The organism is Natrinema sp. LN54 (assembly GCF_052439245.1).
GTDB classification, from domain to species: Archaea; Halobacteriota; Halobacteria; order Halobacteriales; family Natrialbaceae; genus Natrinema; species Natrinema versiforme_A.
Map to the genome: position 1 here is coordinate 29,548 of NZ_JBQVRP010000002.1, position 20,110 is coordinate 49,657.

The following is a 20,110-nucleotide window of genomic DNA, read 5'->3' on the forward strand; positions in this document are numbered from 1 at the left end:
GACGACAGTCTCGCGGCGCAGTCGTGGCGATCCGTTCCTACTGCTCGCCGACCGCCAGCGCGGCCTCGAGCGCCTCGCCGATCGTCTCGGTACCCGCGTCGTCGACGGCGACGAGCGGCGGCCGAACGTCGTCGCTGGGGATGACGCCGCGCTCGGCCAGTGCGGTCTTGGCCGCCGGGGCGAAGCCGTGGGTCGTACACGCCTCGAAGAGGCGCGAGATCGCGTCGCGCTGTAGCTCCCGGCCGCGCTCGTCGTCGGCTCGCTCGAACGCCTCACCCATGATCTCGGGAACGACGTTCGACAGCGCGTTGATTCCGCCGTCGGCACCCATCCGCAGCGCGGGCACCAGCAGGGCGTCGTAGCCCTGCAGACAGAGGAACTCCTCGGGCGTCCCCTCGAGCACCGACAGGAAGTACGCGAGGTCGCCGCTCGAGTCCTTGATCCCGAGCGCCCGCTCGTGGTCCGCGACGGCGGCGACGGTCTCGGGCTCGATTCGCTGGCCCGTACACTGCGGGATGTTGTACAGCAGGAGAGGTAGCGACGCGTCCTCGAGGACGGCCTCGAAGAACCGCCGGTTCCCCTCGGGCGCGTTCGCGGCGATGAAGTAGGGCGCGACGATCGCGGCGGCGTCGGCACCGGCCGCGGCGGCGCGGTCGATCGCCGCGATCGTATCGTCGACGCTCGTCGCTGCGGCCCCCGCGACGACGGGCACCTCGGCGCGCTCGACGGTCGCCTCGAGAACGCGGTGTTGCTCGTCGGCCGTCAGCGACGGGAACTCGCCGGTCGTTCCGCAGGGGAAGACCGCGTCGATACCGCCCTCGTGGAGGTGCTCGAGCAGGTCGGCCAGTGCGTCCTCGTCGATCTCTCCGTCGTCGAACGGCGTCACCAGCGGACAGGTGATCCCTCGAAGCGCATCGCGGATAGCCATATCCGTGGATTCGGCTAGCCGGCCAAAACCGTTGTCATCGTTGTCATCCGCTCGGCGAATCGCACGACCGGCCACGGCCAACAGTATATGTGTCCGGCGGCCGAACGATGGCCCAATGGCGGATCGGCGTCAACTCGAGCGGTTCCTCCGTTCGACGCTGCAGGAGGCGGGCGAGCAGTTCGAAGAGCTCCGCAGATCGACCGACGAGCAACTCGGGGAGGCCCGCGATTCCTACGAAGTCGCGAAGAACGCCCGCGGACTGCCCTCGGACGAGGCAGGTCGGGCCAAGATCGTCTGCCGGCGCTACGCCGAACAGCGGGCGGCGAAACTCGACGAGGAGTACCGGCCGGCCTGTTACGAGGCGGGCCATCCCGACTGCGAAGGCTGTGCGGAGGACGTCCGCGAAGGGCGCATCGAGACCTGGTAAGATGGATCGGCCCGTCATCGCCTGCGTCCTCGCCGGCGGCACCGGGAGCCGACTCTATCCCGCGAGTCGGGGCGACCGCCCGAAACAGTTTCTCGCGCTCGGCGGCGAGCGCTCGCTGCTCTCCCGGACGATGGACCGAACGGCCTTCGCCGACGAGCGCTACGTGCTCACTCGAGACTCCTTCGCCGACGAAATTCACGACCACGCGCCCGAAGCGGGCGTGCTGGTCGAACCCGACGGCAAGGACACCGGGCCGGCGCTGGTCTACGCCGCGTGGCGGCTCCGCGAGCGGTTCGACCGGGAGCCGGTGTTGGTCTGTCTCCCCAGCGACCACCACGTCGAGGACGAGGCGGCGTTCGCGACGCGGCTCGAGCGAGCCGCCGAAATCGCGGTCGAAACGGACGGGCTGATCACGCTGGGCGTCGAGCCGACGCGGCCGTCGACGGGCTACGGCTACGTCGTTCCCTCGAGAAGCGATTTCGACGGCGGCTCCGGCGGCGCCGACTACGCCGCGGTCGATCGCTTCACCGAGAAACCCGACCGCGAGGAGGCGGCGCGACTCGTCGACTCCGGTGCGTACTGGAACGCCGGCGTCTTCGCGTGGACGCCCGGCTCGCTGTTGAACGCGGCCCGGGACTCGCCGCTCGCCCCGCTGGTCGCGGCGCTCGAGGACGGCGACCCGGACCGCGGCTTCGACGCGGTCGACCCCGTCAGCGTGGATTACGCGATCATGGAGCGCGCCGCCGACGTCTTCGTCACCTCGCTGTCGGTCGCGTGGGACGACCTCGGAACGTGGGACGCCGTCGGCCGAACCCTCGAGGCCGCCGCCGATGCCGACGACGCGGGAGCCACGGCCAACGACGCCGTCGCGGGGGATATCCTCCCGATCGACGCCGCGAACAACGTCGTCGCCGCCCCCGACGCTCACGTCTCGCTGCTCGAGGTGGAGGACTTGATCGTGGCCGCGTACGACGACCGAATCCTCGTCGCGCCGCGGGACTCCTCACAGCGGGTCCGCGACGCGGTCGCTCGACTGCGCGAGCGCGATCTGTTTTGATTCGGAGCCGGTCCCGCTACTGAACCGGAACCGCTCGATTCGGTGACGGACGTTGCATCGATCACAGCTTCGATCGCACATATTCGAACCCGCCTCTGTAACTGAGCAGATACGAAACACCGACGGCGAGAAGCAAGAGCGGACCCGTGTACAGCAGTTGCGCGAACGGGTCCGGCGGAGCAACGATCCCCGAGACCGCAACCGCGAGTAACCAGAGCGCAACTGTTGTACGCAAAAATTGGCCGCGGTTTTTGTTGTTCATACGAGAGGAATTCCGTCACCATCCACATGAATTTTGTCTCATACTTTCGGTCAGACGAAAATCCTCGTCTCTCGGTTGGAATAGACGTATTCACCCTCCGGCGCACGATTTTGCCGTCCGCCAGAAAAACGTGAGCGGACGGTCTCGCCCGTTAGTTCGAGTCAGCCGATCCCATTTCGTCGCCCCCGTTCTGGGGCCACATCGCCCAGATCAGGAGCCCGAGGACGAACACACCGGCGAGGGCGACCGACTCGAGGACTGAGAGCTCGACCCCGAACCACGAGAGCGCCGTCCGGAACTCGACGACGAACGGCACGAGGACGGCAATGACGACTAGCAACGCGCCCGGCGAGATGCGCATCTAGGGGATCACCTCCCGAACGGACTCGAGGAGGAGCGCGGGGTCGGTCCCGATGGTCAATTTGAAGCCGTCGATACCGGGGCCGAACACGCCGCCGGAGTCGATGATACTGGCGAGCGGGAGCGTGTAGGCGAAGATCACGAGGACGGTTGCGATGGCGGTCCAGAGTTTGAGGTTGTCGAGGATTTCCGGCGCGTCCTCGGCCCCCGAGAGCGTCCCGGCGTAGGTGTTGTCCGGGATCGCGTCGCTGGTCCCGTTGAACGATGTCAGGACCATGTTCAGGAGGAACAGGGCCAGCGAGACGGTCAGGATCACGGCACCGAGGGCGACCTGCGCGTTGATCTCGCCGACGGTCCCGGCGGCCGGCTCGAACGAGAAGTTCTGGTACTGCGGTTCGGCGGTCCGGCGGGGCATCCCGAACAGTCCCGACCGGTGCATCGCGTTCGACATGAACGTCATGCCAACGAACCAGAGCAGGACCTGGCCCAGCGCGACGGAGCGGTTCCAAAGTTCCTTGCCGGTCACCTGCGGGATGAACCAGTAGGCCGCCGCCATGAACGTCAGCGCGACGGCGGTGCCGACGGTCAGGTGGAAGTGACCGACGACCCACCAGGTGTTGTGGACGAGGTAGTTGATGTTCATGCCCGCGTTGATCATGCCGGAGAAGCCGGCCGCGGCGAACATCAGGCCCGCAAGCGCCATGCCGGTAAAGACCGGATCGCGCCACGGCAGGGCTTTGAGCCAGCCGAGATAGCCCTTCCCGCCGCGCTGGCGCGCGCCGTGTTCCATGCTCGCGACGACGGTAAAGGCGGTCAGCAGGCTCGGCAGCAACAGGAACATCGTGTTCGTCATCGCGATGAACTTGTATCCCTCAGCGATGCCGGGATCCAGATACTGGTGGTGGATGCCGAGCGGCGTCGAGAGCAACAGGAACAGCACGAAGACGACGCGCGCGAGCGGGTCGCTGAACAGTTTCCCGCCGGAGAACTTCGGCAGCATAATGTACCACATGATGTACGTCGGCATCAGCCAGAAGTAGACGACGGCGTGGCCGAAGTACCAGAACAGCGTCCGGGTCAGCAGCGGATTGACGGAGTCGGCGATCCCCAGCGACCACGGCAGCAGGAAGACGAGGATCGACAGGGCGACGCCGAACGTACAGATGTACCAGAACAGCGTCGTCGTCAGCACCATGAACGTCGGGAGCGGGATCCGCTCGTCGGGGTTGTCCTCACGCCAGGCGAACCACGTCCTGAACCAGTCGACGCCGGCCAGCCAGGAGCCGACGACGAACAGCACCAGTCCGACGTAGAAGAAGGGGTGCGCCTGCAGCGGCGCGTAGAACGTAAAGAGGACGTCCGCGTTCAGCGGCGCGCCGAGGATCTCCGGCGCGTCCTCGAGGAAGCCGGCGAAGATCGTGACGCCGACCAGCACCGTGCCGACGACCATCATGGCGTACCACGACCAGGTAAAGCGGGTGTCGACGACGCCCCGCTCGAGGCTGGTCGTCACCGCCCAGGTGAAGATGCCCACGAGGAAGAAGATCGTGAACGTGATCGCCAGCAGGACGCCGTGGGCGGTCAACACGGTGTAGTAGTCCGCCGAATCGATGAATCGGACGACGTCCGTCCGGTGGAGCGCCTGTACGAGCCCGAGCGTGCCGCCGATGGCCAGCGCGAGGAACGAACTCCAGAACGCGGCCGTGATCACCTTCGCTTCCGCGGGGAACTGGTCGATGTAGGCGTTACGCATCGCCGTCACCTCCGTCGGAGCCGCCGTTGCCGTCCACGACGGTGAGCGTGCCGCTCTCCGATTCGTCGTCGACGGTCACCGTCCAGTCATGGTCGCCCGCGCCGAGTTCGTCGGTGTCGACAGCGAACTCGGCGGATTCGCTGCCGGCGCCCTCGATCGTAACGTCTTCCTCGTACTGCTGGTCGCCGATCTCGAGGGTCACCGTCGTCTCGAGGTCGGTCTGCATTCCGTCGCTGACGGTCGCGTTGATCGTCGTCTCGTTGCCCGCCTCGACCTCGTCGGGGGCCTCGACGTCCAGTTCGGTCAGGTCGAACTCGTCTTCCGGAACGACGGTCAGGAGCCCTTCCATCGTGTGGTGGCGTTCCCCGCAGTACTCGTTACAGAGGATGCCGTACTCGCCCGGGTCGTCGAACCGAACGGTCATCTCCGAGACCTGCCCGGGGATGACCATCGTGTTGACGTTCGTCCCGACGACCGAGAAGCTGTGTGTCACGTCCCGACTCGTCACGTAGAAGGTCACTTCGCTGTTCGCCGGCACCTCGATTTGCTCCGGACTGTACGACCACGCCTGCGCGACGACGGCGACTTCGTACTCGTTGCCGCCGACGTGTTCGACGCCGGGCTCGGCGAAGCGTTCGTCGTCGTTGATCTCGCTCGGCGTGATGTCCCCGCCGTCGTCGTCGACCATCGCGATTCCGGGGCCGACCGCGCCGTAAGTGATCGTCGCGATGAAGCCGACGATCAACACCATCGCGGCGCCCAGCCAGATCTTTTCGTAGGTGTGGATGTTCATGCCAGTCCCACCACCGTCAGGACCACCCCGACGACGGTCGGGCCGTTGCCGAGGAACTCGACGAAGTACATGAACAGCCAGAGCAGTACCAGTATGAGGAAGTAGAGCGCGATCAGGATCGCCGTCCCGATCGGATCGAACTCGTCGTGCCCGATCGTGCGGATCGCCCCGGTCTCGCCGGAGTCGCTTTCGGCGGCCTGATCGGCCGTCCGTTGTTCTGTCGCCGAACTCATACGGGTTGGTAGGGAAGGGTGAGCACTTACGACCGCTCGTAATTCCAGAGCGATGGGAACTTCTCGAGGTATTAACCCGTTGACTGCCCCAGAAACGGCTATGGCCCTCGAGACAGTCACACCGCGGTATGCGGCAGCCGTCGGACTACTCGCGGTCGTGCCGGTGCTCGTCTACGGAGTCACGAACTCCGGACTCGCCGGCCTCGTCAGCGCGGTCAACGTCGCGGTGATCATCGGCTCGTTATACCTCGCGATGTCGCCGGTCGAGGGATCACACGGCGATCACTCCGCGACCGAAAACGGAGCCGCCAGGTGATGTCGATGGCCGGACGACAGCCGTAGATGACGCTCATAGCACTCGCAAGCGCCGGGCCGGGGCTCGGACTCGAGCACGCGGACCTGGTCGTCCTCTTCGTCGTCGGTCTGCTCGCCGGTGCCCACTGCCTTGGGATGTGCGGGCCGCTGGTGACGGCCTACGCCGACCGGATCGGCACCGCCAGCGACAAGCGCCGGGACGACACGCTCACCGGCTACGAGGTGCGCCAGCACGCGCTGTTCAACCTCGGACGGACGGCGAGCTACGCGACGATCGGCGGCTGCTTCGGACTCCTCGGCGCGGCGACGGTCGCCTCGAGCGAGGCCGTCGCCGCGGTCGGCGACTCCGTCCGGGGTGCGACGGGAATCCTCGTCGGGATCGCCATCATCGCGAGCGGGCTCTACTACGTCCGCGGGCGCACGGCCGTCCCCGGCCACGACCTCCCCGTCGCGGGCGCGCTGTTCCGTCGACTCTCGGGGCTGCTCTCGAGTCGGATCGACCGACTCGCGACCTCGCCGGGGATCGCCGCCCTCGGCGCGGTCCACGGATTCATGCCGTGCCCGATCATCTACCCGGCGTACCTCTACGCGTTCGCGGTCGGCTCGCCGACCCGCGGGGCCCTCTCGCTGGCCGTCCTCGGGCTCGGGACGATCCCGACGCTGTTCGCCTACGGCACCGTCCTGACCGCCCTCGAGTCGAGGACCCGCGTCCGCCTTCACCGCGGGCTCGGCGTCGGCTTCGTCGTCCTCGGCTACGTCCCGCTCTCGCACGGACTGATGCTGTACGGAATCCACCTGCCTCACCCGCCGCTGCCGTTCGCATCACCGTTCTAACGATGTGTTCAGATTCACGGACCCAAGACTCGGTCGAACGCGCGCAGACGCCCGCCTCGCCGTCGTCGGCCGACGGGAGCGACGGCTGCGACCTCTGTGACCTGCCGACTCCCGCGGAGCCGCTCACCGATCCGGCCGTCGACGGCACCTACTGCTGCCGGGGCTGTCTCGAGGTCGCGCGAACCCTCGAGCGGCGTGATGACGGCCCCGACGAGGCCGCGGTTCGATCGCGCCTAGACGGGGCAGACGCGGCAGCGGGCCGCGACCTCGACGATCTCGACGGCGAGGACGCCTTCCTCGCGGTCGACGGGATGCACTGTTCGACCTGCGAGGCCTTTCTCGAGTCGGTCGCCGAGCGCGAGGCGGGCGTGCTGGGCGCGACGGCGAGTTACGCGACGGACACGATCCGGATCGTCTACGACCCCGACCGGCTCGCGGCCGACGACCTCCCGGAGATCGTCTCGGGCTACGGCTACACCGCAGCCGACAGATCGGCCGCCGACAGCGATCCGGACGACGACGGGCTCGCTCGGCTGCTGCTCGGCGGCTTCTTCGGGATGATGGTCATGGTGTGGTACGTCCTCTTTCTCTACCCGACCTACTTCGACCTCGAGCCGGTCGTCGCCTTCGACGGCTACGAGCTCGCGTTCCTGTCGGCGAACATCTGGGCGTTCACGTCGTTCATCCTCTTCTATACCGGGTATCCGATCCTCCGGGGCGCGTATGTCAGCCTCCGGGCGGGCCGGCCGAACATGGACCTGCTGGTCGCGACGGCCGCGCTCGGCTCGTACGGCTACAGTGCGGTCGCAATCGTCCTCGGAGAGAGTCACCTCTACTTCGACGTCACCGTCGCCGTCGTCCTCGTCGTCACCGCGGGCACTCACTACGAGCGGACGGTCAAGCGTCGTGCGACGGGACTGCTCTCGGAACTGACCGAACGACAGGTCGACGAGGCCCGCCTCGAGAGCGGCGAAACGGTCCCTCTCGAGGCCGTCGAGCCCGGGGATCGGCTGCTCGTCCGCCCCGGCGAGCGGGTCCCCCTCGACGGCGAAGTTCTCGAGGGCTCGGCCGCGGTCGACGAGTCGCTGGTCACCGGCGAGTCCCTCCCCGTCCGGAAGGCCCCCGGCGACGACCTCCGCGGCGGCACCGTCGTCACCGACGCGCCGATCGTCCTCGCGGTCGGCGACGAGGCCGAGAGCACCCTCGACCGGCTCGTCTCGCTGCTCTGGTCGATCCAGAGCTCCCGGCCCGGCGTCCAGCGGCTCGCGGACAAGCTCGCGACGGTGTTCGTCCCGCTGGTCGTCGCCCTCGCCGTCGGGACGGCCGCCGTCCTGCTCGCGACCGGCTCGAGCCCGTCGACCGCCCTCCTGATCGGGCTGACGGTCGTCATCGTCTCCTGTCCCTGTGCGCTCGGGCTGGCGACGCCGCTGGCGATCGCCGCGGGCGTCCAGGCCGCCGCGAAGCGGGGTATCGTCGTCGCCGCGGAGACGATCTTCGAAGACGCACCGGACGTCGACGTCGTCGTGCTGGACAAGACGGGAACGCTGACGTCCGGACGGATGGCCGTCGAAGACGTCCACGCCGTCGACGGGACGGCTTCCGACGAGCTACTCCGGCGGGCCGGGACGGTCGAATCGCTGTCGGAGCACCCGATCGCCGCCGCCATCGTCGAAGCGTCGCCCGTCGCCGCGGCCGACGGCGGTGGTCTCGAGGCCGAAAATGACGATAGTACCGTAGCCGGCGCCGACGGTTCCACAGCCGTCGATTCGTTCGAGCGAGCCGACCGCGGCGTCAGCGGCGTCGTCGACGGCGAGCGCGTCGTCGTCGGCCACCCCGACTTCTGTCGCGAGCGCGGGCTGTCGGTTCCCGACGCCCTCGAGTCCCCGATCGCCGACGCCCGTGCGGTCGGTCGCGTCCCCGTCGCGGTCGGCTGGGACGGCCGGACCCGCGGCGTCATCGCGGTCGGCGATTCGGAACGCGAGGAACTCGACGCGGCGCTCGAGACGCTCTCACCGAATCGCGAGATCGTCGTCCTCACCGGCGACGAGGAGCCGGCGGCGGAGCGGTTCCGCGAACACGACGGCGTCGACGAGGTCTTCGCGGGCGTCCCGCCGGCGGCGAAAGCCGAGACCGTCGACCGTCTCCGAACGCGGGGGACGGTCGCGATGGTCGGCGACGGGAGCAACGACGCGCCCGCACTGGCCGCCGCCGACGTCGGTATCGCGATGGGCGGCGGAACCCAGCTCGCGACCGACGCGGCCGACGCGGTGATCGTCGGCGACGACCTCGAGGCGGTCGGCGAGACGCTCGCGATCGCCGCGAGCACGCACCGGTGCATCCGCCAGAACCTTGGCTGGGCGTTCTGCTACAACGCGGTCGCGATCCCGCTCGCTGTCGCCGGACTGTTGAACCCGCTCTTCGCCGCCGTCGCGATGGCCGCGAGCAGCCTCCTGGTCGTGCTCAACTCCTCGCGCTCGATGCGGTGACTGCAGTCGGGTCGCCTATTCGAGGCCGCCGTCGCCAGTATCGGTGGGTTCGGTATCGCCAGTGCCGTCGCCGCCGCTGTCGGCGACTGACTCGTCCTCGGTCGCGACTCGCTCGACGACCCGCCGCTCGCCGTCCTCGTAGACGTAGGTCGTCTCCGGGTCCTCGTCGCGGGTCCGCCGATGGCTCCCGTCACAGAACGGAAACGAGTCCGAGAGCCCGCACCGACAGACCGCGATATCTCCCTTCTCGTCGTCGAGATCCGACGGCTCGAGTTTACGCGGTCCCGTCTCCTCGAGTTCGACCAATCGTGTCATTTGCCACCGCTCCGATCGCCGACTCCAAAACCCTTCGCTCGCGAGGGCGAACGGGAACCCGGTCACTCTCTACGGAGATGGCTGACACGGTTCACGGTTTCCGGGAACGGCAAGGTTCTTGGTTCGGGTCTTGAATATCCGAATGAGAACAGAGATGTCGTTCTACGCCGCGGTAATGCCGACCGCGATCGCGCTCGCGGTCGTCAAAACGCTCGTGCTCATCGTCGGCGGCGTTATCACGTTCTTCGCGTACAAGGCCTACCGGCGGACACGACAGCCGGCGCTGGGCTATCTCTCGGTCGGATTCGGCCTCGTCACCCTCGGACTGGTGCTCGCTGGCATGCTGTACGAACTCCTCTCCGTGCCGTTGATGACCGGCGTCCTGCTCGAGAGCCTGCTGGTGCTGGCCGGCTTCCTCGTGATCGCGCGCTCGCTGTACGTCACGTGAGTCGTGGCTCCCCGATTTCGATTGCAGTTGCATTTCTCTACCTCCCGCTTCGCCCGACCAGTCAGTGTGCTGTCCGATTCGATCACTGGACCAAATCGTTTTGGGGACAGTCGTATGCATGAGACCGTGGTAGATCAGCGTACGGCAGGAAAGGCGGCACTGAACCATGGAGCTCGTCCCTGCCGTCGTACCCCCCCCCCCTTCCTCCCGTCTCTACTGTGATGCGACGCCTGCGCTCGTCGAATAGCCGGTCGCCCGACTCTTCGTCTCGAGTCGCGGGGTACTTTTCACGCCGTAATCACCCAGAGGTAAGTGGGCCCCGTCCCGAGTTGGGGCTATGCAACCCGATCCCGACGACGCGAGGACGCCCAGCGGTCGCATTTCGAGTCGACTCCACGGAACCGCCCCTGCGAGTGAGCGGCCATGAGCGGGACCGACGAGCCCGAGTTGGCCGTCGGCGCGGACGCCTTCACCGATCGGGGTGCCGGCCTCGAGGTGGCGGTCGTCGGCGCGGGTGCCGTCGGCGCGACCGCGGCCTACGACCTCGCACGCGAGGGCGCGGACGTGACCCTCTACGACCGCGGCACCGTCGCGAACGACGCGTCCGGGCGGGCGGCGGGGATCTGCTACGACGCCTTCGCGGACGGGCTCGACGCCGAAATCGCCGGCGACGCGATCGAGCGGTTCCGCGCGCTCTCGGGCGACGAGACCTTCCCGTTCGTCGAGTGTCCCTACGTCTGGCTCGCCCGCGACGGCGACGCGGACCGGGCCGACGCCATCCGCGAGCAGGTGCGTCGCATGCAGGACAACGAGATCGTCGCCTTCGAGATGGACGCCGACGCGCTCGCCGACCGGTTCCCCGCGTTGCGGACGGACGATGTCGCCGTCGCGGGCATCGCCGGCGGGGCGGGCTACACCGATCCCGCGGCGTATACGGCCTGTCTCGCGGCCGCGGCGACCGGCTCCGGAGCGACCCTCGAGACTGAGACGCCGGTCGAGGTGCGAACCGATCCCGCGCGGGTCGTCCACCCCGACGGCGAGGTCCGCGAGGTGGACGCGGTGCTCGTGGCCGCCGGTGCGCACACGAAGGCGCTGCTCGCGGACGCGGGCATCTCCCTCGCGATGAAACCCTACCGCGTGCAGGCGCTCGTCGCGGACGGCGACCTCGCGGAGCCGATGTGTTACGACGCGAGCGGCAACTTCTACCTGCGACCCCACGCCGACGGCTTCCTCGCCGGCGACGGCACCGAAGAACGCGAGGCCGATCCCGACGCGTACGATCGCGACGCGGACCCGACGTTCGCCGACGACCTCCTCGAGCGGGTCGCACACCGGGTTCCGGGCGTCGCGGAGGGAGACCTCGAGCGGGCGTGGGCCGGTCTCTGTACGGCGACGCCGGATCGAGATCCGCTGGTCGGACAGGTTGACGACCGGCTGTACGTCGCGACCGGATTCCAGGGCCACGGCTTCATGCGTGCGCCGGCGATCGGAGAGCGACTCGCGGAAGAAATACTCGGCGGGGCGGGGATCGACGCCTTCGATCCGACGCGGTTCGACGGCGACGAGGCGTTCGACGTCGTCGAGGGGATGGCGCTCGATCGGGACTGAGGTGTCCGTCCGTTCGAGTCAGTCGTCGATGGAGATCGGTTCCGTTTCCGCGTCCGTCCCCTGCCCGAGATCCGGATCGGTCTCGGCGTCGGCGAGTTCCTCGAGTTCGTCCGCCGCGTCGGCTTCGCGGCTCTCATCTGTGTCGTCGACCGCCGAATCCTTCGGGAGTTCGACGCTCAGCGTGCCCGTTTCGCTGAGTCGAGCCGTTCCGGCGTCCGGATCGACGACGGCGTCGGTCGGGAGTTCGGCTTCGCCGTTCAGCGACATTCCGCGGCCGGGGAACCGCATCTCGTACCCCTCGTGGAACTGCCGGAACCGGTCGATGCGAATCTTGATGTTCCCCTCGAGGTAGCGGACCTGTACGTCGTCCGGTTCGGCACCGGGCGCGTCGAAGACGATGCGATACGAGGTATCGTTCTCGAGGATATCGACGGGGAGCGATCGGTGATTCTGGACGCGACCGTTCGCGCGGCCGACCTGACGATAGAGGGCGCTGCCGACCGATTTGCCGAGATCTTTGAGGGTCACGGGGTGTCACCCCGGACGGTGCGTGCGACGCGGGCGGCGGTCGTGGGAACCGAGAGAAGGGCTTGACAGTGCATGGCAGAGATGGCCGTACAGACGGTTATGACAGCCCGATTCATATCCCTTTCGCCGAGTTCAAAAGAAACGTCTGACGAGGTCGCCCGTTCCCGGGTCGATCCCGCCGGGATGGGAGCGCGGACGGCCACCGGTTAGAGTTCGACTCGCTCGAGACAGTCGGTCCCCCCACAGACCGGACACGACAGCTCCGAGACGCCGAAATCGTCCGGGACATCGTACGTGTAATGGTTCTCGAAGATGTCGAGAAAACAGTCCTCGTCGGTACAGACGATTTCTTCCGTCGGCGGCATATCGGCTCTTGGGGTGCCGAACTAATCAACATTGGCTTCACCCACGACGACTGCAGGAATCGGCCGCGTCCCGCTGTCGCGCATCTGCCGACCGGTCGTTTGGGCGCGTTTATTCCCCTCCATATGACGCGTTCGAGAGAGCGGATCGGTGACCGCTCTCAGTCCGAGGACGGCGGCTCCCGGTGCTCGAGGCTGCGTTCGACGCCGGGTGCGAGCCGCGTGATGACCGCCGATCCGTCGCGGTCTCTGACGACGAGTCCGTCGTCCGACAGCGTCGAGAGGTGGTGAGTCACCGTACTCGGGTCCCGGTTGAGTTCGTCCGCCAGCGTCGTCGTCTGTGCCGGCCCGTGTTCGGCCAGCGTCTCGAGTATCCGACGGGTCGCCGGCTTCTCGAGCGCCGTCCGGAGTGCGATATCGATCTCGTCGGTCGTATCGGCGCGACGGTAACAGCGCTTCCCGCGGACCTTCTCCGACTCGATCAGGCGTTCCTCCTCGAGGATCCGGAGGTGGTGCCGGACCGTCGACAGCGACGCGTCGGTCGCCGCCGCGACCGCGGAGAGGTTGATGCCCGGATCGTCCGCGATGGTTCGATAGATCTCCCGCCGGGAGTCGTGTTCGAGCGGGTCGGAATCGTCGAACCTGCTGTAGCGAAACAGCGTGCCGAGATATCGCCAGCCGCCGTCGGATCCGGCCCGCTCGAGTGTCGCCGTCGCCATGCGAACCGACCCCTGCAGCGACGACGACTGCCCGACGACGACGACGGTCGCGTTCCCGACCGACGACGCGTTGGCGGCCGCCGCGGTGAGCAGGGTCGCGAGCGCGATGCTGGCCCCTTCACCCGGCCCTGACGACTCGTCGGGGGCCGCTTCGGTCTCGGCGTCGGTCGCGTCCCCGCCGTCCGCGGTCACGGCAGCGCCGTTTCTGCCCCCATCGCCCGCCGTCGGCCCCTCGCGGCCGCCGTCGGGGTCGGATTCGGTCCCGTCACTCGAGCCGGCCGAATCGGGGGGCTCGGTGACGTTCGCCGAGTCATCGGCGCCGTCCGGCGTGTCCGAGTCATCGGGATCGTCAGGGTCGTCCGGATCAGCAGGGTCATCCGGGTCGTCTGAGTCATCCGGATCGTCCGCATCGGCCGGGTCGTCTGAGTCATCCGGATCGTCCGAGTCACTGGTATCGCTCGTATCGGCCGGATCGTCAGGGTCATCCGGGTCGTTCGGATCATCGGGATCGTCCTGACTATCGGAACCGCTGGTATCGTTCGTCTCGGTTGTTCCATCGGTATCGTCAGAACTGGTGGTCTCGTTCGTCCCGGTTATCCCATCCGGATCGTCGGGATCATCAGCGTCGTCGGGGTCGTCGGGATCGTCGGGATCGTCAGGGTCGTCCGGGTCATCGGAGTCGTTCTGTACTGTGAGTATCGACTCGGTCGCGCTCGAGTCGACCGTCACCGTCTCGCGTTCGGGGCCAGCGTCGACCGTTGCCGCGGCTCCCGCGGTAACCGCCGTCGCGACGAGTGCGACGACGAGACTCGCACACAGCATCGTGCGCACGATCGTGTTCCGGATCATACCTCTCGAGACGGCCCTCGTGGCGGGGTCGTGACCAGCAGCGCGGCGGGTCGGATTGCGAGGTGGAGCGAGCGGCCGAGAGCTGTGGCTCGGCGCATCCCAGTCGGAGGGCCGGATCGACGACACTCCTCGCAGTTAGTCACGATAATTGAACGCTTCATCCATTAAATTACTGCAGTCGGTGCCCTCGAGTCGGCGGGCCGGCGGCGTCGGGCTCGCAACGATCGATCGACGGCGTGTAGTCACCGTTTTATCGTTCGAGGCGCTATCGGGAGCCATGACTGACCCCGAGACGCTGTCGGTGACGATCGTCGACGGCTACGTCGACGAGCCCGCTCACTTCGGGGTGCCGCCGTACATCTCGACGTACCCGCGGTACGCGGCGGGTGCGCTCGTCGACGCGGGCGTCCCGCGCGAGCAGATCACCTATCACACGATCGATCGGCTCCGCGACGAACCCGACTACTGGCGAGACGTCGACGAGGCCGACCTCCTGCTCTACCTCGGCGGCATGACCGTTCCCGGCAAGTACGTCGGCGGCACGCCCGCCGAACCCGACGAGGTCCGCAAGCTCGCCTGGACCGCCAACGGCACCAGCCTGATGGGCGGCCCCGTCAAGTTCGGCGTCGGCGACGAAAACGCCGGCGCGACCGAGACCGAACGGCAGGATCTGGACTTCGATTTCGTCGCCAAAGGCGATGTCGAGGCCGCCGTCTACGACCTCGTCGAGAGCGGCCTCGAGGGCTTTAACAACCGGATGCGCGACCTCGACGAGGTCTCGCGGTGGGCCCAGGAGGGCGCGTTCATCGTCGAACAGCATCCCAACCACCCGGAGTATCTCATCTGCGAACTCGAGACCTCGCGGGGCTGTGCCTACCGGTGTTCGTTCTGTACGGAACCGCTCTACGGCAACCCCGAGTTCCGGCCGCCGCCGACGGTCGTCGGCGAGGTCGACGCCCTCTCGAACTACGGCGTGAAACACTTCCGGATCGGCCGACAGGCCGACATCCTCGCCTACGGCGGCGACGGCGAAGCGCCCAATCCCGACGCCCTGCGCCAACTCTACAGCGGCATCCGAGAGGTCGCGCCCGACCTCGAGACGCTGCATCTTGACAACATGAACCCCATCACGATCGTGGAGTGGCCCGAGAAGAGCCGCGAGGGGATTCGGATCATCGCCGAGCACAACACGCCCGGCGACACGGCCGCGTTCGGCCTCGAGTCGGCAGATCCGGTCGTCCAGGAGGAGAACAACCTGAACGTCACCGCCGAGGAGTGTTTCGAGGCCGTCCGAATCGTCAACGAGGAGGCAGGGTGGCGACCCGGCGGGGACAGGGAAACAGCGCCGAACTTCGGCGACGACGCGGCGCGTCGTCTTCCGAAGCTCCTCCCCGGCATCAACCTCCTCCACGGGCTCAAGGGCGAGCGCGAGGAGACCTACGAGCGCAACCGCGAGTTCCTCCAGCGGGTCTACGACGAGGGCTACATGCTCCGCCGGATCAACATCCGGCAGGTGATGGCCTTCGACGGCACCGACATGTCCGACACCGGGGCCGAGATCGCCAGAGACCACAAGAACCTGTTCAAACGGTACAAACAGCAGGTCCGGGAGGAGATCGACAACCCGATGCTCGAACGGGTCGCCCCGCCGGGAACCGTCCTCCGAAACGTCCACCTCGAGTACCATCAGGACGGCAAGACCTTCGGTCGCCAGCTCGGCACCTACCCGCTACTGGTCGGCATCCCGGGCGAGCGCGAACTCGGCCGGACGATCGACGTCGCCGTTGTCGATCACGGCTACCGCTCGGTGACCGGCGTCCCGTACCCGCTCGATCTCAACGCGGCCTCGATGGACGAACTCACCGCCGTCCCCGGCATCGGCGACAGCACCGCCGGCGACATCGTCGTCAACCGGCCTTACGAGGCGATCGCCGACGCCGACCTCGGGACCGAGTTCGATCTCTCCCAGTTCATGACGACGCGGCCGCTCGAGCCGGCGGACTGAGTCCGTCGTCTTTCCCCGTCTTCTTCGGTCGCTTGTTTCCGGTCGGACCCGTGAGAGCCGGTTGTTGATCGTGTGGGCTGCTCTGTGACTATCGTTCGCAGCCCGCGCATACCGGAGCCCAAGACGCTTTCCCCGTCAATCGACGGCACGGTGTCGGTAGTTCTATTATGGAGGGGAATCAGAGGTGAAATCGAGGGTCTGCCTGTGGAAATATCTGAAAAACTGCTGTGTCTGTTCAGTACGGACGTTTCGGAAGAGGAGGATCGATACGTCATCGAGGTACCACGTCAAGAGGTCGAGACCGGCGACATCGACCCGGGCGAGGTCTACCGCGTCGCGCTCATCTCGCGAGAGGATGAGGTCGCGAGCAACGACGACGCCTCGGCGACGGCCACACCCCAGAGCGCGCCATCGGAGCCGCAGCCGCCGGTCGACGTCGGCGAGACGCGCTACGTCGAGATCGAAGACATCGGCAAACAGGGCGACGGCATCGCCCGCGTCGAACGCGGCTACGTCATCATCGTTCCCGGTGCCGACGTCGGCGAGCGTGTCAAGATCGAAGTCACCGAGGTCAAGTCGAACTTCGCCGTCGGCGAGATCATCGAAGACACGTTCTAGAAACGACCTTTTTGCCGGGGATATCGGCCGGCATCGAAGACGCCGACCTCAATCCCGGCAAAAAATCTTGACCAAAAAAGGCCGAGCGCTCGCTCCGCTCGCGCTCGGTGAAACGGCGCGCGGAGCGCGCCGTACGGAACCGCTACTGAGAGGGTTTCGGGGCTTGAGCTACAGCGATCGATCCTTTACTCCTCGAGCGGCGTCCCGTCCGCGCGCTTTGCGCCTTCGGAGTCGTGGACGACGACCTCGCCGGGGTCGGGATCGGTGGGCGCGTAGTTGTCCCGGACCGCGATGGCCTCCTCGAGTTCCCGGACCGCCCGTTCTTTCAGCGCTCGAGCCAACTCCTCGGCGTCCTCCCGGGAGATGTCGCGGCCGAGTCCCTCGCACTCGTGGGCCCGGACTACGCCCGCCTCGTCGACTGCTTCGCCCATCGGCTGGCTAGTGCCCGAAAGCGCCACGCTGAACGGATAGGTCCGGCAGATCAGCGGTCGGTCGTCGTGGGCGACGCAGGCCCCGGTCCCGGACTCGTCTTCCTCGTAGAAGGTACAGTCGCCGCAGTCGTCGGTCTGTAGGGCCCACTCGAAGGTCTCGCCCTCGAGGCCGCCCTCCTCCGTTTCCGAGAGCCCGTAGGGCATGGGCCGGGCAACGTCGCGCCAGTCGTAGTCGCCGTCGTAGCTGTCGCTATCTCGCGGCTCCACCGCTTGATCATCCGCGGCGCTACGCGCCGCGCTCTCCTCGAGATTTCGAACTTCGTCCGGAAACACCGTCGCTGTGTGGTCGTCCTCGGCCTCACTTTTGCAACAGGCCCCACAGCGGGTACACTCGAAGCCGATCGACTCGATCGCGTCCGCGAGGTCGTCGATGGCGAGTCGGCGGGCGTCCTCGAGTTCGGCGTCGAGCGATTGCACACCGCAGCAGACGCGGTCGACGCGGAAAAGTCAGTCGTCCGCGCCCGCGGTCGGTCCCGGTGTCGCCCGCTCGCCGTCCCACCCCACGTGCCCCTCGACGGCGAGTTTCTCGAGGTGGGCGACGACCGTCGCCCGCGCGAGGTCGCGCACCCCCGAGAGGTCCTTCTCGTAGGCCGATTCGAGGATTTCGTCGAGGGTCTCGGCTCCGCCGGAGACCGCCTCGAGCACCCGCGCTTCGCGCTCGGCCCGGTGGGAGAGCAGTCGCTCGAGGGTCTCACGGGGCTGGTCGATTTCGGGACCGTGGCCGGGGTAGAGCGCCGGCGGGTCGATCGCCCACAGCCGTCGCAGGGTCGTTACGTACGCGCGCATGTCTCCCTCAGGCGCGCCGACGACGACGCTACCCTCGCGGACGGCGCAGTCGCCACAGACGATCGGGCCGCCGCGGCCGGCCTCGAGCGCGACGTGGTCCGGCGCGTGGCCCGGCGCGTCGAGGATGCGGACGCGTTCGTCCTCGAGCGGAATCGTCGTCCCCGGCGCGAACGTCCGGTCCGGTTCGCAGCCCGTCGCCTCGCGAAACCGGTCGGTTCGACCGTATCGGGCCCAGACCGTCGCGCCGGTCTCAGCGGCGTAGGCGTCGACGGCACCCACGTGGTCGGGGTGGGTGTGGGTAACGAGGATGTGGTCGACGGCGTGCTCGCGGACCAGCCGATCGAGGTCGTCGGTGCGCGCCGCCGGATCGACGAGGACCGCCGGGTCGGCTCCGGAGTCGCGGGGTCGGCACTCGCCGTCCGGGGTCGCCGGCGTCGTCGCTCGGAGCAGATAGGCGTTGGTTTCGCCGCCGGGGGCGCGCGTCGCGACTGGAAGCGACCGGGAAACGAGATCCATACGTCGACATGCGACCGAGCGAAAAAGTGGATATCGGCGGTCCCGGCCCCCGCGACCGTGGTGACCGTGACGACTGCGTCGCGACTGCCGCGAGACGCGACCGACTCGCCGCTGACTCGGTTCGACCGTTCAGACGGATGCTGTAACGGTTTCCCGACACAACGCAGGGCGGTTGCGCCGGAAACGACTTCCAGCAGTCCGTATCAGTGCTTGAGGTAGTAGACCTGCTTGCGAGCGTCCCGGAAACTGTACCGAGAGCCCACGAGGCCGACGTCCTCGAGTCGGTTGAGCGCGTAGCGAACGGTGCGGTCGGGAAGCAGCGACTCCTCGGCGAGTTGGCCCTGCGAGAGCGGCGAGTCGGTCTCGAGCACTTTCGCGACGAGTTTCGCGCTCGGCGGCAGATCGCGGAGCCGGTCGCGGTATTCGTCCTCTGAAAGGGTTTCTTCGACGGCGGCGCCACGGTCCTCGGCTGTACCCATGCTCATACCTACGTGAGCGGAATCGGCGATGGTAAAGCTTCCCTATATGTGGATACGAATAATGCAGTTTGTATAAGGCATATGAATGAGGTATTAACACAGATCGATTACCGCTGTCTTTCGGTGTCAGCCGCCGTGTGAAACCGCCGTGTGGCGATCTGGGACCGCTAGCGGACCGTCGGCGGACTCCAGTATCGTTTTATCCTCTCACAACAGTAGATTCGCCCAGTGTGAAAGGACAGGAGTGGTACCAAGCCGACGATATCGCCGAGGAATACGACGACAAGCGGTTCTCCCAGGGCGGACAGCTGATCGACCGCCGGGAGAAGGAGGCCGTCCTCGAGGCTATCATGCCCGTCGAGGACCGAAAGGTCCTCGAGATCGCCTGTGGTACCGGGCGGTTTACGGTCATGCTGGCCCATCAGGGTGCCGACGTCGTCGGACTGGATATCTCGGCGGCGATGCTACAGCAGGGACGACGGAAGGCCCAGAACGCGGAGCTGGCGGGGACCCTCGAGTTCCTCCGCGGTGACGCGGGGCGACTGCCGTTCCCGGACGATCACTTCGATACCGTCATCGCGATGCGGTTTTTCCATCTCGCGGACGATCCGGAGGCGTTCCTCGAAGAGATGCGGCGCGTCTCCCGCGATCAGATCGTCTTCGATACGTTCAACCGGTTTTCGACGCGGAGCGTCTACAACTGGGCGCTCCCGATGGGGTCGCGACTCTACTCGAAGAGCGAAGTGGCGGTCCTCCTCGCGAAGACGGACCTCACTCTCGTCGACGTCGAGGACGATTTCCTCCTTCCGTACGGGCTGTACCGATCGATCCCGAACGGGCTCGCGTCGCCGCTTCGCGCGCTCGACAAGGCGGTCGGCGAGTTGCCGATCACCGACCACTTCGCGTCGGTGTCGTACTGGAACGCGCAGGTTCGCTGA

23 protein-coding genes are annotated in these 20,110 nt (G+C 67.1%); 10 read left to right on the forward strand and 13 right to left on the reverse strand.

Annotation, left to right across the window (positions count from 1 at the left end):
- Nucleotides 1–37: 37 nt before the first annotated feature.
- Nucleotides 38–928 carry a dihydrodipicolinate synthase family protein gene (locus tag ACT4ML_RS05225; RefSeq protein ID WP_444719913.1) on the reverse strand — a complete coding sequence of 297 codons (891 nt, stop codon included), beginning with the start codon at nt 926–928 and terminating at the stop codon, nt 38–40.
- A gap of 115 nt (nt 929–1,043) precedes the next feature.
- On the opposite strand from ACT4ML_RS05225, the gene ACT4ML_RS05230 reads away from it, so the two are divergent.
- Complete coding sequence (locus tag ACT4ML_RS05230; protein WP_138246281.1) at nt 1,044–1,355, forward strand: DUF7091 family protein; 312 nt, start codon at nt 1,044–1,046, stop codon at nt 1,353–1,355.
- A 1-nt stretch (nt 1,356) separates the two neighbouring features.
- The gene (locus ACT4ML_RS05235; RefSeq protein ID WP_444719914.1) at nt 1,357–2,412 is read left to right on the forward strand and encodes a mannose-1-phosphate guanylyltransferase; all 1,056 of its coding nucleotides are present in this window, start codon (nt 1,357–1,359) and stop codon (nt 2,410–2,412) included.
- A gap of 61 nt (nt 2,413–2,473) precedes the next feature.
- Here ACT4ML_RS05235 and ACT4ML_RS05240 read toward each other — a convergent pair whose 3' ends face one another.
- The 5 genes from ACT4ML_RS05240 to ACT4ML_RS05260 form a co-directional block, all read right to left on the reverse strand.
- Nucleotides 2,474–2,674 (reverse strand): DUF7534 family protein, encoded by a 201-nt coding sequence (locus ACT4ML_RS05240; protein WP_444719915.1) that lies wholly within the window; start codon nt 2,672–2,674, stop codon nt 2,474–2,476.
- 151 nt (nt 2,675–2,825) lie between these two features.
- Entirely contained in the window at nt 2,826–3,035 is a 210-nt protein-coding gene (locus ACT4ML_RS05245) for a CbaC protein (protein WP_444719916.1), read from the reverse strand.
- Entirely contained in the window at nt 3,036–4,787 is a 1,752-nt protein-coding gene (locus ACT4ML_RS05250; RefSeq protein WP_444719917.1) for a b(o/a)3-type cytochrome-c oxidase subunit 1, read from the reverse strand.
- Nucleotides 4,780–5,580: a cytochrome c oxidase subunit II gene (locus ACT4ML_RS05255; RefSeq protein WP_444719918.1), complete on the reverse strand. Its 801-nt coding sequence runs from the start codon at nt 5,578–5,580 to the stop codon at nt 4,780–4,782. The genes ACT4ML_RS05250 and ACT4ML_RS05255 overlap by 8 nt, the downstream gene beginning before the upstream one ends.
- The gene (locus ACT4ML_RS05260; RefSeq protein ID WP_444719919.1) at nt 5,577–5,813 is read right to left on the reverse strand and encodes a hypothetical protein; all 237 of its coding nucleotides are present in this window, start codon (nt 5,811–5,813) and stop codon (nt 5,577–5,579) included. Before ACT4ML_RS05260 ends, ACT4ML_RS05255 begins: the two co-directional genes overlap by 4 nt.
- 100 nt (nt 5,814–5,913) lie before the next feature.
- Here ACT4ML_RS05260 and ACT4ML_RS05265 point away from each other — a divergent pair, with 100 nt between their 5' ends.
- Genes ACT4ML_RS05265 through ACT4ML_RS05275 form a run of 3 tightly spaced genes read left to right on the forward strand, consistent with a single transcriptional unit; the run spans nt 5,914 to nt 9,448 of the window.
- Nucleotides 5,914–6,129: a cytochrome-ba3 oxidase subunit gene (locus ACT4ML_RS05265; RefSeq protein ID WP_444719920.1), complete on the forward strand. Its 216-nt coding sequence runs from the start codon at nt 5,914–5,916 to the stop codon at nt 6,127–6,129.
- A gap of 26 nt (nt 6,130–6,155) precedes the next feature.
- Nucleotides 6,156–6,962, forward strand: coding sequence for a sulfite exporter TauE/SafE family protein (locus ACT4ML_RS05270; RefSeq protein WP_444719921.1), 807 nt, complete (start codon nt 6,156–6,158; stop codon nt 6,960–6,962).
- Nucleotides 6,963–6,964: 2 nt separating this feature from the next.
- Nucleotides 6,965–9,448 carry a heavy metal translocating P-type ATPase gene (locus tag ACT4ML_RS05275; RefSeq protein WP_444719922.1) on the forward strand — a complete coding sequence of 828 codons (2,484 nt, stop codon included), beginning with the start codon at nt 6,965–6,967 and terminating at the stop codon, nt 9,446–9,448.
- A gap of 15 nt (nt 9,449–9,463) precedes the next feature.
- On the opposite strand, the gene ACT4ML_RS05280 is transcribed toward ACT4ML_RS05275, so the two are convergent.
- The gene (locus ACT4ML_RS05280; protein WP_138246272.1) at nt 9,464–9,763 is read right to left on the reverse strand and encodes a CDGSH iron-sulfur domain-containing protein; all 300 of its coding nucleotides are present in this window, start codon (nt 9,761–9,763) and stop codon (nt 9,464–9,466) included.
- A 154-nt stretch (nt 9,764–9,917) separates the two neighbouring features.
- On the opposite strand from ACT4ML_RS05280, the gene ACT4ML_RS05285 reads away from it, so the two are divergent.
- Both ACT4ML_RS05285 and ACT4ML_RS05290 read left to right on the forward strand, forming a co-directional pair.
- Entirely contained in the window at nt 9,918–10,211 is a 294-nt protein-coding gene (locus tag ACT4ML_RS05285) for a DUF7521 family protein (protein WP_444720600.1), read from the forward strand.
- Nucleotides 10,212–10,634: 423 nt separating this feature from the next.
- On the forward strand, nt 10,635–11,819 hold the full coding sequence (locus tag ACT4ML_RS05290; protein ID WP_444719923.1) for an NAD(P)/FAD-dependent oxidoreductase: 1,185 nt from the start codon (nt 10,635–10,637) through the stop codon (nt 11,817–11,819).
- A gap of 18 nt (nt 11,820–11,837) precedes the next feature.
- On the opposite strand, the gene ACT4ML_RS05295 is transcribed toward ACT4ML_RS05290, so the two are convergent.
- From ACT4ML_RS05295 to ACT4ML_RS05305, 3 genes are all read right to left on the reverse strand, one after another.
- Nucleotides 11,838–12,347, reverse strand: coding sequence for an Hsp20/alpha crystallin family protein (locus ACT4ML_RS05295; RefSeq protein WP_444719924.1), 510 nt, complete (start codon nt 12,345–12,347; stop codon nt 11,838–11,840).
- A gap of 206 nt (nt 12,348–12,553) precedes the next feature.
- A complete protein-coding gene (locus ACT4ML_RS05300; RefSeq protein WP_444719925.1) occupies nt 12,554–12,712 on the reverse strand; it encodes a DUF7559 family protein in 159 nt (52 codons plus the stop codon).
- A gap of 158 nt (nt 12,713–12,870) precedes the next feature.
- Nucleotides 12,871–14,277: a winged helix-turn-helix transcriptional regulator gene (locus ACT4ML_RS05305; RefSeq protein ID WP_444719926.1), complete on the reverse strand. Its 1,407-nt coding sequence runs from the start codon at nt 14,275–14,277 to the stop codon at nt 12,871–12,873.
- A 277-nt stretch (nt 14,278–14,554) separates the two neighbouring features.
- On the opposite strand from ACT4ML_RS05305, the gene ACT4ML_RS05310 reads away from it, so the two are divergent.
- Entirely contained in the window at nt 14,555–16,282 is a 1,728-nt protein-coding gene (locus ACT4ML_RS05310; RefSeq protein WP_444719927.1) for a radical SAM protein, read from the forward strand.
- A 204-nt stretch (nt 16,283–16,486) separates the two neighbouring features.
- Nucleotides 16,487–16,900 carry a TRAM domain-containing protein gene (locus ACT4ML_RS05315; RefSeq protein WP_138246267.1) on the forward strand — a complete coding sequence of 138 codons (414 nt, stop codon included), beginning with the start codon at nt 16,487–16,489 and terminating at the stop codon, nt 16,898–16,900.
- A gap of 185 nt (nt 16,901–17,085) precedes the next feature.
- Here the strand turns inward: ACT4ML_RS05315 and ACT4ML_RS05320 are convergent, their stop codons facing one another.
- The 3 genes from ACT4ML_RS05320 to ACT4ML_RS05330 all read right to left on the reverse strand — a co-directional run bounded on the left by ACT4ML_RS05320 (nt 17,086) and on the right by ACT4ML_RS05330 (nt 19,178).
- On the reverse strand, nt 17,086–17,808 hold the full coding sequence (locus ACT4ML_RS05320) for a YkgJ family cysteine cluster protein (protein ID WP_444719928.1): 723 nt from the start codon (nt 17,806–17,808) through the stop codon (nt 17,086–17,088).
- 30 nt (nt 17,809–17,838) lie between these two features.
- Entirely contained in the window at nt 17,839–18,693 is an 855-nt protein-coding gene (locus ACT4ML_RS05325; RefSeq protein ID WP_444719929.1) for an MBL fold metallo-hydrolase, read from the reverse strand.
- A 203-nt stretch (nt 18,694–18,896) separates the two neighbouring features.
- Nucleotides 18,897–19,178: a MarR family transcriptional regulator gene (locus ACT4ML_RS05330; protein WP_444719930.1), complete on the reverse strand. Its 282-nt coding sequence runs from the start codon at nt 19,176–19,178 to the stop codon at nt 18,897–18,899.
- Nucleotides 19,179–19,402: 224 nt separating this feature from the next.
- Between ACT4ML_RS05330 and ACT4ML_RS05335 the strand changes: the two genes are divergently transcribed.
- Entirely contained in the window at nt 19,403–20,110 is a 708-nt protein-coding gene (locus ACT4ML_RS05335; RefSeq protein ID WP_138246263.1) for a class I SAM-dependent methyltransferase, read from the forward strand.

Coding starts and splice junctions, on each gene's coding strand:
- ACT4ML_RS05290 (WP_444719923.1), top strand. CDS start 10,635: ATGAGCGGGACCGACGAGCCCGAGTTGGCCGTCGGCGCGGACGCCTTC.
- ACT4ML_RS05230 (WP_138246281.1), top strand. CDS start 1,044: ATGGCGGATCGGCGTCAACTCGAGCGGTTCCTCCGTTCGACGCTGCAG.
- ACT4ML_RS05255 (WP_444719918.1), bottom strand. CDS start 5,580: ATGAACATCCACACCTACGAAAAGATCTGGCTGGGCGCCGCGATGGTG.
- ACT4ML_RS05240 (WP_444719915.1), bottom strand. CDS start 2,674: ATGAACAACAAAAACCGCGGCCAATTTTTGCGTACAACAGTTGCGCTC.
- ACT4ML_RS05325 (WP_444719929.1), bottom strand. CDS start 18,693: ATGGATCTCGTTTCCCGGTCGCTTCCAGTCGCGACGCGCGCCCCCGGC.
- ACT4ML_RS05270 (WP_444719921.1), top strand. CDS start 6,156: ATGACGCTCATAGCACTCGCAAGCGCCGGGCCGGGGCTCGGACTCGAG.
- ACT4ML_RS05275 (WP_444719922.1), top strand. CDS start 6,965: ATGTGTTCAGATTCACGGACCCAAGACTCGGTCGAACGCGCGCAGACG.
- ACT4ML_RS05235 (WP_444719914.1), top strand. CDS start 1,357: ATGGATCGGCCCGTCATCGCCTGCGTCCTCGCCGGCGGCACCGGGAGC.
- ACT4ML_RS05305 (WP_444719926.1), bottom strand. CDS start 14,277: ATGATCCGGAACACGATCGTGCGCACGATGCTGTGTGCGAGTCTCGTC.
- ACT4ML_RS05265 (WP_444719920.1), top strand. CDS start 5,914: ATGGCCCTCGAGACAGTCACACCGCGGTATGCGGCAGCCGTCGGACTA.
- ACT4ML_RS05285 (WP_444720600.1), top strand. CDS start 9,918: ATGTCGTTCTACGCCGCGGTAATGCCGACCGCGATCGCGCTCGCGGTC.
- ACT4ML_RS05300 (WP_444719925.1), bottom strand. CDS start 12,712: ATGCCGCCGACGGAAGAAATCGTCTGTACCGACGAGGACTGTTTTCTC.
- ACT4ML_RS05260 (WP_444719919.1), bottom strand. CDS start 5,813: ATGAGTTCGGCGACAGAACAACGGACGGCCGATCAGGCCGCCGAAAGC.
- ACT4ML_RS05330 (WP_444719930.1), bottom strand. CDS start 19,178: ATGAGCATGGGTACAGCCGAGGACCGTGGCGCCGCCGTCGAAGAAACC.
- ACT4ML_RS05250 (WP_444719917.1), bottom strand. CDS start 4,787: ATGCGTAACGCCTACATCGACCAGTTCCCCGCGGAAGCGAAGGTGATC.
- ACT4ML_RS05245 (WP_444719916.1), bottom strand. CDS start 3,035: ATGCGCATCTCGCCGGGCGCGTTGCTAGTCGTCATTGCCGTCCTCGTG.
- ACT4ML_RS05310 (WP_444719927.1), top strand. CDS start 14,555: ATGACTGACCCCGAGACGCTGTCGGTGACGATCGTCGACGGCTACGTC.
- ACT4ML_RS05280 (WP_138246272.1), bottom strand. CDS start 9,763: ATGACACGATTGGTCGAACTCGAGGAGACGGGACCGCGTAAACTCGAG.
- ACT4ML_RS05225 (WP_444719913.1), bottom strand. CDS start 928: ATGGCTATCCGCGATGCGCTTCGAGGGATCACCTGTCCGCTGGTGACG.